Here is a 14,893-nt window from a genome sequence, read left to right on the forward strand (position 1 = left end):
ATGTCCTCTAGCTGGCGGGCGACAGGATCGCGGCGGGGGTCAGGATCGACGCGGCGATGCGCGAACGGTGGTAGCGGGTGGTGCCCCAGGCCGAAGCCAGCGCATGCACGCGGGTGAGCCACAGGCTCAGGTCATGCTCCTGGGTGTAGCCGATGGCGCCGTGCACCTGCAGTGCGGTGCGCGCGGCCAGGATGGCTGCGTCCGAGGCGGCGACCTTCGCGGCGGACATGCTGCGTTCGCCGGACGGGGTGCCCAGGTCCAGAGCGGCGCCCTTGAGCAGCGGGCGGGCGAAGGTCAGCGCCACGCGGACGTTGGCCAGCTGGTGCTTCAGCCCCTGGTATTCGCCGATGACCCGGCCGAACTGCTCGCGCAGCTTGGCGTAGGCCACGGCCTCTTCCAGCAGTCGTTCGCCGGCGCCCAGCAGCATGGCGGCGCTGCCCAGGGTGGCGCGGTCGATGGCCAGCGCCACTGCCTCCGGATCCAGCGCGGCGGCCGGGCCGGCAGGAGTCAGCTCATGCAGGGTGCGGGCCGCGTCGATGGACTCCTGGCCTTCCCCGGCCTCGGCCGGGGTGATGGAATCGGCGGTGACGATGAACTGCTGCGAGCACAGCTGCGCATCCAGTGCGTAGGGCACGAAGCCCGGGATGGCAGCGGTGGCGATGGCCGAGCCGTCGGCCAGGGATTCGCGCAGCGCAGGGTCCACCAGATCCGGCAGCAGCGCCGCGGATTCCAGGTACGGGCCCGGAGCCGCGTGGTAGCCCAGGCGTTCGAAGGCGACGATCAGGTCCACCGGGGTGCCGCCCATGCCGCCGTCGGCCTCGTCGATGCACAAGCCCAGCAGGCCGAGCTCGGCCAGCTGCTCCCACAGGGCGCGGGCCGGAGCCGCATCGCCTTCCGAGGCCGCGCGGGCCACGGCGGTGCCGCCCAAGGATTCGATGACCTGGTCGATGGCCTCGGCCAGCGCCCGCTGTTCCTCACTGATTACGAATTTCATGACGCCTTCCGTCCGTCGCCGCCGCGTGGCAGGCCAAGTATGCGTTCTGCAATGATGTTGCGCTGGATTTCGTTGGTGCCCGCGTAGATCGGGCCGCCCAGGGCGAAGATGTAGTCATCCACCCAGCGCCCGCCGGCTTCCGCGGAGGCGGAGCGCAGTTCCGCGGCCGGGCCGAGCAGGTCCAGGCCGGTCTGGTGGATCGCGATGTCCAGTTCGGACCAGAAGACCTTGTTCACGCTGCCTTCGGCGCCGATATCCCCGCCTTCCTGCAGGGTGCTGACGGTGCCCCAGGTGTACAGGCGGTAGGCCTCGGACTTGATCCAGGCGTCAACCACCGCGTCCTGGGCGAAGGGATCCTGGTCCTGGTTCTTCTGCCACAGATCGATCAGCCGGTCGGTGGCTGCGCAGAAGCGGCCGGGGGAGCGCAGCGACAGGCCGCGTTCGTTGCCGGCGGTGCTCATGGCCACGCGCCAGCCGTCGCCCGGGGCACCGAGCACGTCCTCGTCCGCGACGAAGACGTCGTCGAAGAAGAGCTCCGCGAAGCCGGTGGTGCCGTCCAGCTGGGTAATCGGGCGGACCGTCAGACCCTCGGCATCCATCGGGAACAGGAAGTAAGTCAGCCCGCGGTGGCGCTGCGCCTCGGGGTCCGAGCGGAACAGGCCGAAGCCGCGGTCGGCCCACGGGGCGCGCGAGCTCCAGGTCTTCTGGCCGTTCAGGATCCAGCCGCCGCGCTCGTCATCGCGCTTCGCGGTGCTGCGGATGGAGGCCAGGTCGCTGCCGGCTCCGGGCTCGGACCAGGCCTGGGCCCAGATCAGCGTGCCATCGGTCATGTCGCGCAGGAAGCGTTCGCGCTGCGCATCGGTGCCGTGCCCGAACAGGATCGGGGCCAGCAGCGAGATGCCGTTCTGCGCCACGCGGGTCGGGGCGCCGGCTCGGTAGTACTCCTCCTCGAAGAGCACCCATTCGATCAGTCCTGCTCCGCGGCCCCCGTACTCCTCCGGCCAGGACACGACGGACCAGCCGCCGGCGGCCAGCTTGGCCTCCCATTCGCGGTGGGCTGCGAAGCCCGCCTCGGTGTCCATGGAGGGCAGCGGGGTGGCCGGCACGTTCTCGGCCAGCCAGGCGCGTGCTTCGGCAGCGAATGCGAGCTGCTCTTCTGTCAGGTCAAGATCCATTTACTTTGCCGCCTCCGCCATGTTCTTGGCTCCCATGCCGGCCAAGGAATCCTTGCCGACCTCTGCGTTGTGTGCGTGGGCTGCGTGGTGCAGCCCGAAGACCGAGTCCATGCCGGCACGCAGGCCCTGCAGGTCCTCGGATTGGTTGACCGCCTTCTTGGCCAGTGCCAGGCCCAGGCGCGGCATGGCGCCGATGCGCTCGGCCAGGTTCAGGGTGTGCTCCTCGAGCAGTTCGCGCTCCACCACGTGGTTGACCATGCCCAGTTCGTAGGCGCGGCGGGCCGTGAAGCGGTCGCCGGTGAACAGCATTTCCTTGGCCGCCCGCGGGTTGGTGACCCACGGGTGGGCGAAGTATTCCACGCCGGGAATGCCCATGCGGACCACCGGGTCGGAGAAGAATGCGTCCTCGCTGGCCACGATGAAGTCGCAGGACCAGGCCAGCATCAGCCCGCCGGCGATGCAGGCGCCGTGGACCATGGCAATCACCGGCTTGGGCAGTTCGCGCCAGCGGCGGCACATGCCCAGGTAGACCTCGGATTCGCGGGCGAAGCGCGAATCGACGCCCTCCGCGCCGACATGGTCCCACCAGACCACGGCCTTGCGCTCGAAGCTCTGGTCCGCGTCGCGTTCCGGGGTGCCGATGTCGTGTCCGGCGCTGAAGTGTTTGCCGTTGCCGGCCAGCACAATGGCCTTGACCGCGTCGTCCTCGACGGCGCGGGTGAACGCCGCGTCCAAGGCGTAGGTCATCTTGGAGTTCTGTGCGTTGCGGTACTCGGGCCGGTTCAACCGGATGATCGCCGTGGTGCCGCGCACTTCGTAGGTTACAACGCCGTCACTGTCGTTCAGTGTCATTGCGGGCCTCCATTTCCTGTGTCGCATTTCGGCTGGGAGCCCAGCCGTGAAAACTTGCTTGAGACTACAGTAACCAAACAATTGCTTGGTTTGCTAGCATAAGCGAAGATCAACCGAGAGACCAATGGAAATCGAGAGTGAGGGAGCTGTCATGGATCTGAATTATTCGGCGGAAGATGACGCGTTTCGGCAGGAATTCCGGGATTGGCTTGAAGCGAACCTCGTCGGCAAGTTCGCCGCGCTGCGCGGACTGGGCGGCTCGGGGCGCGAGCATGAAGCATTCGAAGAGCGCCTGGAGTGGAACCGCCACATGGCGGCCCACGGCTGGAGCTGCGTCAGCTGGCCCAAGGAGCACGGCGGCCGCGGGCTGAGCCTGCAGCAGCAGGTCATCTTCCACGAGGAGTATGCCCGGGTGAACGCCCCGGCTCGCGTGAACCACCTGGGCGAGGAGCTTCTGGGTCCGACCCTGATTGCCTTCGGCACCCCCGAGCAGCAGGCCCGCTTCCTGCCCAAGATCATTGCGGTCGAGGAACTCTGGTGCCAGGGCTATTCCGAGCCGGGCGCCGGGTCGGATTTGGCCGGGGTGAAGACCAAGGCCCGTCTGGAGGATGGGAAATGGGTGGTCGACGGCCAGAAGGTTTGGACCTCACTGGCGCACACCGCTGACTGGTGCTTCGTCATCGCCCGCACCGAAGCCGGATCCGTGAAGCACCGCGGCCTGTCCTACCTGCTGGTCCCGATGGACCAGCCGGGGGTGGAGATCCGCCCGATCCTTCAGCTGACCGGAACCTCGGAATTCAACGAGGTCTTCTTCGACGGAGCGAAAACCGACGAGGACCTGGTGGTGGGGGAACCCGGCGCCGGATGGTCGGTGGCCATGGGCACCCTGGGCTTCGAGCGCGGCGTGTCCACGCTCGCCCAGCAGATCGCCTTCCAGCGCGAACTGCAGCTGATCATCGACCTGGCCCGCAAGAACGGCGCCATCGAGGATCCCATTATCCAAGACCAAATCGTCAAGGCCCAGATGGGGCTGGATATGCTTCGCATGCACGGGCTGCGCACGCTCAGCGGCGAGCAAGGCATCGAAGCCTCGATCACCAAGCTGCTGTGGGCGCCGTGGCACCGCTCGCTCGGGGAACTGGCCATGGCCGTGGCCGGCGCCGGCGGGCTGACCGTCGCGCAGGCGCCCTACGAGCTCGACGAGCTGCAGGCGCTGTACCTGTTCAGCCGTGCCGACACCCTCTACGGGGGATCGGACGAAATCCAACGCAATGTAATCGCCGAGCGCGTGCTCGGCCTGCCCAAGGAGGCACGAGTATGACCATCCAGCGCATCGCCCAGCCGGCGCCCGAATATGTTCCCGCCCATGGTCTGCTCGCCGGACGCCGTGTCGTGGTGACCGCCGCGGCCGGCGCCGGGATCGGTGCGGCGGCCGCACGCCGCTGCCTGGAAGAGGGTGCGGAGCTGGTGGTGCTGGGGGATACCCACGCCGGCCGGCTGGAGGCCTCCGCCAATGAACTGGGTGCCGAGTTCGGCGCCGAGCGCGTGCGTTTTGCCGTCTGCGACGTGACCAATGAAGATCAGGTCCAGGCACTGCTGGACGTGGCCGAGGAATTCGGCGGCGTGGACGTCATGATCAACAACGCCGGGCTGGGCGGCACCGCCTCGATCCTGGACATGGAAGACGAGCAGTGGGAAAAGGTCGTCAACGTGACCCTCACCGGCACCTTCCGCTCGGTGCGCGCCGCCAGCCAGCGCATGGTGAAGAACGGCACCCGCGGAGTCATCATCAACAACGCCTCGGTCATCGGCTGGCGCGCCCAGGAGGGCCAGGCCCACTATGCCGCCGCGAAAGCCGGCGTCATGGCGCTGACCCGCTCGGCCGCCATGGACGTGGCACCGCACGGCATCCGAATCAACGCGGTGGCCCCGTCCTTGGCCATGCACCCGTTCCTGGCCAAGGTCACCTCGGATGAGCTGCTGGAGCAGCTGACCTCCCGCGAGGCCTTCGGCCGCGCCGCCGAGCCGTGGGAAATCGCCAACGTCATGGTCTTCTTGGCCAGCGACTATTCCTCGTACATGACCGGTGAAGTGGTTCCCGTCAGCAGCCAGCAGGCCTAAAGGAGAAATGACATGACTGAGGCTTACATTATTGACGCCGTGCGCACCCCGGTGGGCCGTCGCGGCGGTTCGCTGGCCGAGATGCACTCGGCCGACCTGGGCGCCCACGTGATTTCCGCGCTGGTCGAGCGTACCGGCATCGACCCCGGTGCGGTGGACGACGTGATCTTCGGCTGCACCGACACCCTGGGCTCCCAGGCCGGAGACATCGCCCGCACCGCCTGGCTGGTGGCCGGGATGCCGGACCACGTGCCCGGCGTGACCATCGACCGCCAGTGCGGTTCCAGCCAGCAGGCGGTGCACTTCGCGGCGCAGGGCGTCATGTCCGGCACCGCGGACCTGATCATCGCCGGCGGCGTGCAGAACATGTCGAAGATCCCGATCTCCGCGGCCATGATCGCCGGAGCCGAGTTCGGTTTCACCACCCCGTTCGCCGAATCCCCGGGCTGGGTGGCCCGCTACGGAGACCAGGAGGTCTCGCAGTTCCGCGGGGCCGAGATGATCGCGGAGAAGTGGGACATCACCCGCGAGCGCATGGAGCAGTTCGCGCTGGAAAGCCACGAGCGCGCCGCCGCCGCCACGGACGAGGGCCGCTTCGACTCGCAGATCGTTCCGCTGAACGGGCTGGCACAGGATGAGACCATCCGCCGCGGCACCACGCTGGAAAAGATGGCGTCGCTGAACACCCTCACCGAAGACGGGCGGCTGACCGCCGCGGTGGCCTCGCAGATCTGCGACGGCGCCAGCGCCATGCTCATTGCCTCGAAAAAGGCGGTGGAAGAGCACGGACTGACCCCGCGCGCCCGCGTGCACCACATTTCGGTGCGCGCCGACGACCCGGTGTGGATGCTGACCGGCCCGATCCGCGCGACCAAGTACGCGCTGGAACGCGCGGGCATGAGCGTGGATGAGATTGATCTCTTCGAATGCAATGAGGCCTTCGCCCCGGTCGTGCTGGCCTGGATGGACGAGCTGGGCATCGACCGCCAGAAGGTCAACGTCAACGGCGGCGGTATTGCCCTGGGCCACCCAATCGGCGCCACCGGCACGCGTTTGATGACCACCCTGCTCAACGAGCTGGAACGCACCGGAGGCCGCTATGGCCTGCAGACGATGTGCGAAGGCGGCGGACAGGCCAACGTCACCATTATCGAGCGCCTCTAGCACCCACGCAGCAGCCGCTTAACCCAAGATCCCCGCCGGGAAAAACCCGGCGGGGATCTTTTCGATCATCACTCGCACCTTTATGAGGTACTTATAACTGTAGGGTCCGGAACTGTGCCCGCCCTATGCGGGACGTCGGCGCTGGCCGGGGAATTACTTGGCGTTGACCGACAGCGGGGCATCGACGGGCTCCAATTCGCCGTGCGGCGGGTTCTTCGGAATGAACGCTGCCAGGATGACGGCGGCGATGGAGAACCCGGCGCCCAGCAGCAGCGCGGTGCGGAAACCCTGCTCTGTCGGGATCATGGTGCCATGGAAGTCCGTGGACATCTGGGCCAGCACCAGACCGATGACCGCGGCGCTGCCGGTGGTGCCCAGCGAGCGCATCAGCGTGTTGAAGCCGTTGGCGGCAGCGGTTTCGCTGCGCGGCACGGAACTCATGATGATCGACGGCATGGCGCCGTAGGCGAAGGCCACGCCGCTGTTCACGAGCGTCGCGGTGAGCAGCAGGCCCCAGGTGCTTCCCATGCCCCACAGGCCCACCACGTAGCCGACGGCCAGAATGGAGATGCCCAGCATCAAGGTGAACTTGGCGCCCAGCTTGTCGGAAAGCTTGCCGCCCACCGGGGAAAGGACCAGCATCATGAAGCCGGCCGGTGCGACCCACAGGCCGGCGGCCAGGACGGACTGTCCCAAACCGTACCCGGTGCTTGCGGGCAGCTGCAGGATCTGGGGCATGAGCAGCATGCTGACGTACATGCCGAAGCCGACGAAGATCGAGGCGATATTGGTCAGCAGCACGCGGGGGATGACCGCGGTGCGCAAATCGACCAGGGGATCGGTGGTCCGCAGTTCCCAGAAGCCCCAGAAGACCAGGGCCAGCAGCGACAGGCCGAAGAGGCACAGGGTCATCGGCGAGGCCCAGCCCCAGGAAGATCCCTTGGAGATCGCCAGCATCAGCGACAGGATGCCCGCGGACAACGCGATCGCGCCCAGCCAGTCGAAGCGCTGTCCCGCGGCCCCGGCCTTCTGGCCCGGGATGAACTTCCAGATCAGCAGCGCAACGATCAGCGTGACTACGGAGCCGCCGATGAACAGCGAGCGCCAGTCGTAGAACTCGATGACCGCGGCGGAGATGGGCAGGCCGATGGCGCCGCCGGCGCCCAACGTGGCGCTGACCGTGGCGATGGCCGAGGAGAGCTGCTCCTTGGGGACGAGGTCGCGCAGCATGGCAATGCCCAGCGGGATCATGCCGGAGCCGAAGCCCTGCAGTGCGCGGCCGATGATCATGATGGTGACGTTGGGCGCGAAGGCGCAGATGAGCCCGCCGAGAATCAAGGGCAGCGCGAGAATCAGGAGCATCCTGCGCTTACCGAAAAGGTCGCCCAGGCGTCCGGAAATCGGAACAGCCACCGCCCCGGCCAGCAGGGTTGCAGTTACGATCCAGGCGGTGTTGTCGGCAGAGGTATTGAAGATCTCGGGCAGCTGCGGGATCAGTGGTGCAACCATCGTCTGCGTCAGCGCAGAGGCGATGCCGGCTGTTGCCAGGATGCCGACGGCGGTTCCCGGACGAGTGGCGGAATTTTTGGCGCGGTGCGTCAAGGGGTCCTTTCAGGGGGATGTGTAAGATACATACAGTATTCATAATACACATTAAGGGGTACTATGGAAGACCTGAAAGGGCGTGAATATCATCAAGCGACGCACGGCAGATATCGAATACGAGCAGATGCTACTTAGCCGCTACTTCGTGGCGCAGCACCGCAAAGACCACGGCTTGGACCGCAGCGCTTATCTGCTTCTCAGCCAGATCGATGCCCGCGGGCCGATGACGATTGCCGAACTGAGCGCAGCGCTTCGCCTGGACGTGTCCACCCTGCAGCGCCAGGTGACCGCAGTGGTGCGCGACGGTCTGTTGGAGCGGAGCCTGGATCCGGGAGGAAGCGCCGCGCGCAAGCTGATCATGACCTCGCATGGCCGTGCGCTGCTTGAAACTGACCGCCAGGGGTATATCCGCGATCTGGATGCAATCACTGCCGACTGGTCCATGGAGGACGTTAATACCTTTGCCGAGTTGCTGCGCCGCTATAACGGGGCAATCGAACACTTCCGTGATGCCAAGAACTCGAACTGAGGCCTGGCCCCGGCAGGTTTCCCGAGCCGCTGTGGCTTGGCGGACGGTAAAGCATGTGTGAAGTCTGAATGAAACCTTAGTTGCGTCGAAGTCGAACGTAACCAAGCGTAGTCTCGGGACGACCGTTGAGTATTTTGAGCAGCGAGGAGTTCACGATGAATGATGGCGAGCGCAAAAACTACGACCTGTCCCTGTCCCTGACCACAGATCAATATGACGACCTCACGACCGCATTGGAAGACCACCGTGACGGCTTGCGGCGACTGGCGGGCGAAGCCTCCAACGGGTTTGGGCTGGGCGCCGGCTATTGGACGGAGCGGGCCGGTGAAGTCCAGAATTTGCTGGACGCGGTACGCCGTTTGGCCGGAGGGGAGAGTGCTGAAAGCATCAAGGGCGCCTCGGAGAAATCGCCGCGCAACTTTCCCCGGCCGTAGCGGATGGCGGTGGACGTGAAGGGCCCTCAGCTCCGCAAGCGGCCCGTCAGCGTGGATGCTGAGGTCGGCTGGAAACCCGGAATCGGGTGCGCCATCGCGCCATGTTCCCAGTACTTGACCCGTAAGGCGGTCAACCGTTCGTGGACGGTCCGCTGGGGAAGCGAACCGATCCGGGTCCCTTCGGCTTCAACCTCCACAGGTTTCAGCGCCTGGTTCGGCATGGAAGCCTGAATTAACTTGAGCTCGCTGGGCTGGGGATCGATCCTTGCGACGAGGACAGCTCGAGCATGCATCGAAGAAAGGCCCACGATGTCCTGGGCGGATTCCTTCGCCGAGGTCGTGACCACCGGCATGTTCTGAACCCATCAGTGGGCGCTGAAATGATGGCGTCACTTCCTGGAACCCGGCAGCTCAGCGACACGCTGCGCAGTTCCTGTCCTGGCACTACGTCCTGGCACCTGTACTGCCTCCACCTTGTTCATAACTTTCCGCGCGCCCCCATCGGCCACGGCGCGCGCACCGGCGTCGTCCAATTGCAGGGATGACTCCTGGTGCTCCACAGTGCCTTTTCAGCTCCACGTGACGCGGCAATGCCCGGCATGGAATGACGGGAATTGGCATCAACTTCCAAGGCGCCCTCCGCAGGCTCGTGGCGGGCCGCAGATGAATGGAAAGTAGCCGTGCGGGCAGCGGATTCCCGCCGCCCGCACGGCGGCCGGCGTGGCCTGCACACCGGGTCTAGGAGACGGCGTCCTTGCTGTTCTGCACGAAGCCCGGAACCACCGAGAGGCGCTCCACGGCCTCGTCGATGATGCGGTCCACGAGCTGCTCGCAGGTCGGCAGGTCGTCAATCACGCCGACGACCTGTCCGGAGGCCAGCATGCCGGCCTGCGTATCGCCGTTGACCAGACCTGCCTTGAGCAGCATCGGGGTGTTGGCGGCGAGCATCATCTGGCCCCAGCTGCGCCCGGTGCTGCGCTTCATGCTCAGCCCGTCGCGGGCCAGGCCCAGCCAGGACTGCCCGGACAGCTCCTTGAACTGCAGGGTGCGGCGCGCGGTGCCCAGCAGCCGGCCCAGCGGCGATCCGGACTCCAGGCCGTCGATGAACTCGGTGCGCAGCAGCCGGTGCGGCATGCCGTCGGCCTTCGTGGTGACCACGGTGCCGTCCAGCCCGAACTCAAGGTAGCGCTGCTTGATGTGCTCGGGCACTGCGCTGTCGCTGGTGAGCAGGAAACGGGTGCCCATGCCGATGCCGGCCGCCCCGTAGGCCAGGGCCGCGGCCAGGCCGCGCCCGTCGAAGAAACCGCCGGCGGCGATCACCGGGATGTCCACCGCGTCGAGCACGGTCGGCAGCAGCAGGGTCGTCGGGGTGGCGCCGGTGTGCCCGCCGCCCTCGCCGCCCTGGATCATCACCGCGTCGGCGCCCCAGGAAGCGACCTTTTCCGCGTGGCGCGGCAGGCCGACCGAGGGGATGACCACCGCGTCGTTTTCCTTGAGCTTGTCGATCAGCTCGCGCTTGGGCGCCAGCGCGAAGGATGCCACCTTCACACCGTACTTGACCAGCAGGTTCACCCGGTCCATGGCGTCCGCGGCGTCGGCGCGCAGGTTGACGCCGAAGGGCTTGTCGGTGCGGGACTTGGTCTCCACGATGGCCTTCTCAAGCTCGTCGTAGGTCATGGTTGCGGAGGCGAGGATGCCCAGGCCGCCGGCTTCTGCGGTGGCTGTCACCAGGCTCGGGCCGGCAACCCATCCCATGCCTGTCTGCACCACGGGGTGCTGGATCCCGGTGAGTTCGGTCAGCGAGGTGCGGATGCGGTTTGGGGTGCTCAAGGGCGGACCTCTTGTTCTCTGCGGTTGGCGGGGTCCAGGACCTCGCGGATCAGTTCTAGCTCCTGCTTGTCGGGCAGTCGGGTAGCCGGGATCGATTCGGGCACGTGCAGGTCGAAACCGGTCGCGTCCAGGACCTCCTCCAGGCTGGCGCCCGGGTGCAGGCTGAGCAGCGCCATGGTGCCGCCCGGCCCGCTGAAGTCGTAGACGCCGAGGTTGGTGACCACCCGGTGCACGTGGTGGAAGCGCGCCGCGCCGGGTCCTGCGGCCCGGGCGCGGTTCGCCCCCACGCCGGTCACGAAGTCGACGTCCTGCACGAAGCTGCGCTTGGACTGCCGGGCGATCCAGTAGCTGGTGGCGTGGTTGACGGTGTTGGTGGCCGCGGCCCGGGAGCCCAGCAGCTGGCGGTGCGGCTGGAAGTGGTCCCCGATGGCGGAGAAGTTGTGGTTGCCTTCGCGGTCGATCTGCGCGCCGCCCATCACCACGTGGCGCTTGCCGGCGGCGATCAGCTCGAACAGCTCGCGGTAGGGCAGGTAGCCAGCGCTGTACTCGCTGTCTTCGCCCAGGGCGGGGACGTCCCCGTAGATCGTGGATTCGCCGTCGCTGAGCATGAGCGACGGGGCATGGGTCAGCGCCGCCAGCCGGGCGCCGAGCGTGGGAATCACGCCGGCCGGGCTGGCCAGGATGTCGCGCTGGCCGCGGAACAGGTCGCTGCAGGCGGCGACGGCGATGTCCGCGCGGGTGGCGCCAAGGGTCTCAGGCATTCAGGGCCTCCTTCCGCCAGATGTTCTCATTGTCCAGATGCCCGGCGCGGTACCGCTCCCACAGTGCGGGATCGGAGGCGGCTTGGGCGTATTCGCGCTGCAGTTCCTCATTGCGCGGGTAGTCCGGCAAGCAGGTGGTGAAGTGGGCCCCGCCGGGGGCCTCGAACACGTGGTCCACCATGGTGCGGTTCAGCAGCAGCGTGGCAGGGTGCGCACCCTCGGTCAGTTCGCGGGTGCCGACCACGGATTCGGCGCTGAGGATGGTGCGTGCCGCGGCCCGGGCGAACAGGTCGTCCACGTAGGGGTCCGGGCCCAGGCACTGCCCGTTGCCCAGCGCATCGGCCCGGTTCAGGTGGATGAGCGCCAGATCCAGCGGCACGGCCGGCATGGCCACCAGTGTTTCCCCGTCCCCGTAGGGGGAGGTGATGGTGCGGATCTGCGGGTTGACAGTCAGCACGTCAGAGCCCAGCCCGGTGCGGGTCACCTCGAAGGGCAGCCGCCGGCCGGCCGCGCGCAGCCCGGAGACCAGCATGGACTCGTCCAGCTCCGTGGTGGCAATGGCCCCGGATTGCCGGGCGGCCGCGAAGTGCGGGTCGACCGCGATGGAATCCAGGGTGACGAACCCGTGGACGACCTCGCGCACCTGCCCGGTGGCGCACAGCGTGCCCACGTCCGGGCCGCCGAAGCTGACGATGCGCAGATCCCTGGCCCCGGAGCGCACCAGCGCGGCGACCAGCGCCATGGGCTTGCGCCGGGAGCCCCAGCCGCCGATGCCGATGGTCATCCCGTCCTCGAACAGTCCGCCCAGCGCCGCGGCGTCAATGACCTTGCCGGACATGGCTAGGCTCCGGTGGCGACGAAGTCGTCGCGCAGCTCGTCGGCGACGCCGCCGAGGTTCAGCTCGAAGGTGAAGCCCTGCTCGAAGCGGTAGCTGCGGTTCACGTCGATCGGGTCGATGCAGTTCAGCGCCTCCTTGGCCGCGCGGATGACGCGCGGATCCTTGGCCGCGATTTCGTTGGCGTAGGAGAACGCGGTCTCGTCCAGCTTGTCGGCGCTGACGACCTCCGCCACGGAACCCAGCTCGGCCAGGCGCTGGGCGCTGATGTTCTTGCTGGTGAAGTACAAGGTGCGCAGCATGTGGGTCGGCACCAGGCGGGCCAGGTGGGTCGCCGCGCCCAGGGCGCCGCGGTCCACCTCCGGCACGCCGAAGTAGGCGGTGTCGCTGGCGACGATGGTATCCGCGTTGCCCACCAGGCCCACGCCGCCGCCCAGGCAGAAGCCGTTGACCGCGGCGATGACCGGGACCGCGCATTCGTAGATGGACTTGAACGCGGCGAAGCAGCCGCGGTTGGCGCCGAGGATCGCGTTGAAGTCCTCGGTGGACTGCATTTCCTTGATGTCCACGCCGGCGTTGAAGCCGCGGCCCTCGGCGCGCAGGATGACCGCGCGGGTCTTGGCGTCCTTGGTGGCTTCGTTCATGGCGTCGGCGACGCCGAACCATCCGGCGACCGGAAGGGCGTTGACCGGCGGGTAGTTCATGGTGATGACGCGGACTCCGTTGGAGTGCATTGCTGAAGTAATCGACATTGGGATCTCCCTGTACCTAACGTTTGCTTGTTTGTTACCCTAGCACTTGCTTGGTTTCAGGTACACTGGCAATCCATAAGCACCACATCGACGAAAGGAATAGCCCATGACTGGCATTTTGAGTGGCCGCGTCGCCATCGTGACCGGCGCAGGCCGCGGACTCGGACGCGAACATGCACTAGAACTGGCCCGCCAGGGAGCGATGGTCGTGGTCAACGACTTCGGCACCACCCTCGGCGGCGCCATCGACCCGGCGAATCCGGCCCACGAAGTCGTGGCGACGATCCGCGCGGCGGGCGGCCAGGCAGTGGCCAACGGCGCCGATGTGGCGAACTTCGAGCAGGCCGGCGCCATGGTGCAGCAGGCCATCGACACCTATGGCCGGCTGGACATCCTGGTCAACAACGCCGGCTTCGTGCGCGACCGCATGCTGGTGAACACCACCGAAGAGGAATGGGACGCGGTGATCCGCGTGCACCTCAAGGGCCACTTCGCCCCGCTGCGCCACGCCTCGAAGTACTGGCGCGACGAGGCCAAGGCCGGACGCACCCCGCAGGCCCGCGTCATCAACACCACCTCCGGCGCAGGCCTGAAGGGCAGCGTCGGGCAGGCCAGCTACTCGGCCGCCAAGGCCGGCATCACCGGCCTGACCCTGGTCGCCGCCCACGAGCTGGCCCGCTATGGCGTGAACGTGAACGCCATCGCCCCGGCCGCCCGCACCCGCATGACCGAGGACGCCTTCGGCGAGACCATGGCGGCCCCGGAAGAGGGCTTCGACGCCATGAACCCGGCCAACGTTTCCCCGGTCGTGGCCTGGCTGGCCAGCGCCGGCAGCGAAGTCACCGGACGCGTCATCGAGGTCGAAGGCGGCCGCGTGTGCATCGAGGAAGGCTGGAACCACGGCCCGCTGGTCGACGCCGGAGCGCGCTGGGATGCCGCCGCCGTCGGCACCCAGATCGAGCAGCTGCTGGCCCAGGCCGCCGTCCCGGAACCGGTGTACGGATCATGAGCGCCGCGGCAGTCGACCCGATGACCGCCGGCGCCTGGGCCGGCCAGCATCTGGGGGAGAAAACCGTCGGCTACACCGCTGACCAGGCGATCCTGTACGCGCTCGCCGTCGGCGCCAAGCCCGCGGACCTGGACCTGGTCTTCGAGGACCGGCTGCGCGTGCTGCCGTCCTTCGGCTTGACCCTGGCCCAGTGGGCCCCGGACATGCTGGCCGACCGTGGAGCCTTCGACAACCGCGCCGTGCACGGCGCGCAGGAGCTGCTGGTTGCCAAGCCGCTGCCGCGCAGCGGGGAACTGGCGCTGAACGCCCGGGTGGGCGAGGTCTGGGACAAGGGCGGCGCGGCCGTCTTCAACGTCATCGTCGAATGCGACCACTTCCAGGCCACCTGGCAGATTTTCGCCCCCGGCTTCGGCGGTTTCAACGGCGAGCGCGGCCCGGGCCGCCCCGCCGCCCCGGGCACGCCGCCCGTGGGAACCGCCAGCGTGCAGAGCGCCGAGAACCAGGCGGCCTTGTACCGGCTGCTGGGGGACAAGCACCATATCCACATCGACCCGCAGGCCGCCGCGCGCATCGGGCAGGACCGTCCGATCCTGCACGGGCTGGCCTCGCTGGCCGCGACCACGCTGCCGCTGGCAGACCTGGCCGGGGCGCACCCGGCGGACCTGACAGAGTTCGGCGGGCGCTTCTCCGGGGTGGTTTTCCCCGGGGACCGCATCGAGGTCAAGACCTGGGACAACGGACGATTCGAGGCCGCAGTGGCCGACCGGACGGTAATTGCCGACGGACTGGCGGTCTTCGGCTGAGCAGTGCCGAAGACCGGGGCGCGGGCAGC

Annotated in this window: 16 protein-coding genes; 7 read left to right on the forward strand and 9 right to left on the reverse strand. The window is 67.5% G+C overall.

What is annotated here, in order from left to right; translation table 11 throughout:
• Window positions 1-7 precede the first annotated feature (7 nt).
• Genes IEY43_RS07835 through IEY43_RS07845 form a run of 3 tightly spaced genes read right to left on the reverse strand, consistent with a single transcriptional unit; the run spans window position 8 to window position 3,021 of the window.
• Window positions 8-994, reverse strand: coding sequence for an acyl-CoA dehydrogenase family protein (locus tag IEY43_RS07835; protein ID WP_188948044.1), 987 nt, complete (start codon window positions 992-994; stop codon window positions 8-10).
• A complete protein-coding gene (locus IEY43_RS07840) occupies window positions 991-2,169 on the reverse strand; it encodes an acyl-CoA dehydrogenase family protein (protein ID WP_188948045.1) in 1,179 nt (392 codons plus the stop codon). The genes IEY43_RS07835 and IEY43_RS07840 overlap by 4 nt, the downstream gene beginning before the upstream one ends.
• A complete protein-coding gene (locus IEY43_RS07845; RefSeq protein ID WP_188948046.1) occupies window positions 2,170-3,021 on the reverse strand; it encodes an enoyl-CoA hydratase in 852 nt (283 codons plus the stop codon). It lies immediately after the preceding gene.
• Window positions 3,022-3,172: 151 nt separating this feature from the next.
• Here IEY43_RS07845 and IEY43_RS07850 point away from each other — a divergent pair, with 151 nt between their 5' ends.
• Genes IEY43_RS07850 through IEY43_RS07860 form a run of 3 tightly spaced genes read left to right on the forward strand, consistent with a single transcriptional unit; the run spans window position 3,173 to window position 6,306 of the window.
• Entirely contained in the window at window positions 3,173-4,342 is a 1,170-nt protein-coding gene (locus IEY43_RS07850; RefSeq protein ID WP_188948047.1) for an acyl-CoA dehydrogenase family protein, read from the forward strand.
• Complete coding sequence (locus IEY43_RS07855; protein ID WP_188948048.1) at window positions 4,339-5,142, forward strand: SDR family oxidoreductase; 804 nt, start codon at window positions 4,339-4,341, stop codon at window positions 5,140-5,142. The genes IEY43_RS07850 and IEY43_RS07855 overlap by 4 nt, the downstream gene beginning before the upstream one ends.
• A gap of 12 nt (window positions 5,143-5,154) precedes the next feature.
• Window positions 5,155-6,306, forward strand: coding sequence for an acetyl-CoA C-acetyltransferase (locus tag IEY43_RS07860; RefSeq protein ID WP_188948049.1), 1,152 nt, complete (start codon window positions 5,155-5,157; stop codon window positions 6,304-6,306).
• A 153-nt stretch (window positions 6,307-6,459) separates the two neighbouring features.
• Here the strand turns inward: IEY43_RS07860 and IEY43_RS07865 are convergent, their stop codons facing one another.
• Complete coding sequence (locus IEY43_RS07865; RefSeq protein WP_229777316.1) at window positions 6,460-7,908, reverse strand: MFS transporter; 1,449 nt, start codon at window positions 7,906-7,908, stop codon at window positions 6,460-6,462.
• An 82-nt stretch (window positions 7,909-7,990) separates the two neighbouring features.
• On the opposite strand from IEY43_RS07865, the gene IEY43_RS07870 reads away from it, so the two are divergent.
• On the forward strand, window positions 7,991-8,440 hold the full coding sequence (locus tag IEY43_RS07870; RefSeq protein WP_229777317.1) for a MarR family winged helix-turn-helix transcriptional regulator: 450 nt from the start codon (window positions 7,991-7,993) through the stop codon (window positions 8,438-8,440).
• A 155-nt stretch (window positions 8,441-8,595) separates the two neighbouring features.
• Complete coding sequence (locus tag IEY43_RS07875) at window positions 8,596-8,874, forward strand: hypothetical protein (RefSeq protein WP_188948050.1); 279 nt, start codon at window positions 8,596-8,598, stop codon at window positions 8,872-8,874.
• A 26-nt stretch (window positions 8,875-8,900) separates the two neighbouring features.
• Here IEY43_RS07875 and IEY43_RS07880 read toward each other — a convergent pair whose 3' ends face one another.
• The 5 genes from IEY43_RS07880 to IEY43_RS07900 form a co-directional block, all read right to left on the reverse strand.
• Window positions 8,901-9,227 (reverse strand): hypothetical protein, encoded by a 327-nt coding sequence (locus tag IEY43_RS07880; protein ID WP_188948051.1) that lies wholly within the window; start codon window positions 9,225-9,227, stop codon window positions 8,901-8,903.
• A gap of 385 nt (window positions 9,228-9,612) precedes the next feature.
• Window positions 9,613-10,704 (reverse strand): NAD(P)H-dependent flavin oxidoreductase, encoded by a 1,092-nt coding sequence (locus IEY43_RS07885; RefSeq protein WP_188948052.1) that lies wholly within the window; start codon window positions 10,702-10,704, stop codon window positions 9,613-9,615.
• Window positions 10,701-11,465 carry a CoA-transferase subunit beta gene (locus IEY43_RS07890; protein ID WP_188948053.1) on the reverse strand — a complete coding sequence of 255 codons (765 nt, stop codon included), beginning with the start codon at window positions 11,463-11,465 and terminating at the stop codon, window positions 10,701-10,703. Before IEY43_RS07890 ends, IEY43_RS07885 begins: the two co-directional genes overlap by 4 nt.
• Window positions 11,458-12,303, reverse strand: a complete 846-nt coding sequence (locus tag IEY43_RS07895; RefSeq protein WP_188948054.1) for a CoA transferase subunit A — start codon at window positions 12,301-12,303, stop codon at window positions 11,458-11,460. The genes IEY43_RS07890 and IEY43_RS07895 overlap by 8 nt, the downstream gene beginning before the upstream one ends.
• 2 nt (window positions 12,304-12,305) lie before the next feature.
• Window positions 12,306-13,052 (reverse strand): enoyl-CoA hydratase family protein, encoded by a 747-nt coding sequence (locus tag IEY43_RS07900; protein ID WP_188948055.1) that lies wholly within the window; start codon window positions 13,050-13,052, stop codon window positions 12,306-12,308.
• 106 nt (window positions 13,053-13,158) lie between these two features.
• Here IEY43_RS07900 and IEY43_RS07905 point away from each other — a divergent pair, with 106 nt between their 5' ends.
• The gene (locus IEY43_RS07905; RefSeq protein WP_188948056.1) at window positions 13,159-14,061 is read left to right on the forward strand and encodes an SDR family oxidoreductase; all 903 of its coding nucleotides are present in this window, start codon (window positions 13,159-13,161) and stop codon (window positions 14,059-14,061) included.
• Window positions 14,058-14,864: a MaoC/PaaZ C-terminal domain-containing protein gene (locus IEY43_RS07910; protein WP_209550352.1), complete on the forward strand. Its 807-nt coding sequence runs from the start codon at window positions 14,058-14,060 to the stop codon at window positions 14,862-14,864. The genes IEY43_RS07905 and IEY43_RS07910 overlap by 4 nt, the downstream gene beginning before the upstream one ends.
• The last annotated feature ends 29 nt before the right edge of the window (window positions 14,865-14,893 follow it).

It is taken from the genome of Glutamicibacter protophormiae, assembly GCF_014647495.1.
Taxonomy (GTDB): domain Bacteria; phylum Actinomycetota; class Actinomycetes; order Actinomycetales; family Micrococcaceae; genus Glutamicibacter; species Glutamicibacter protophormiae.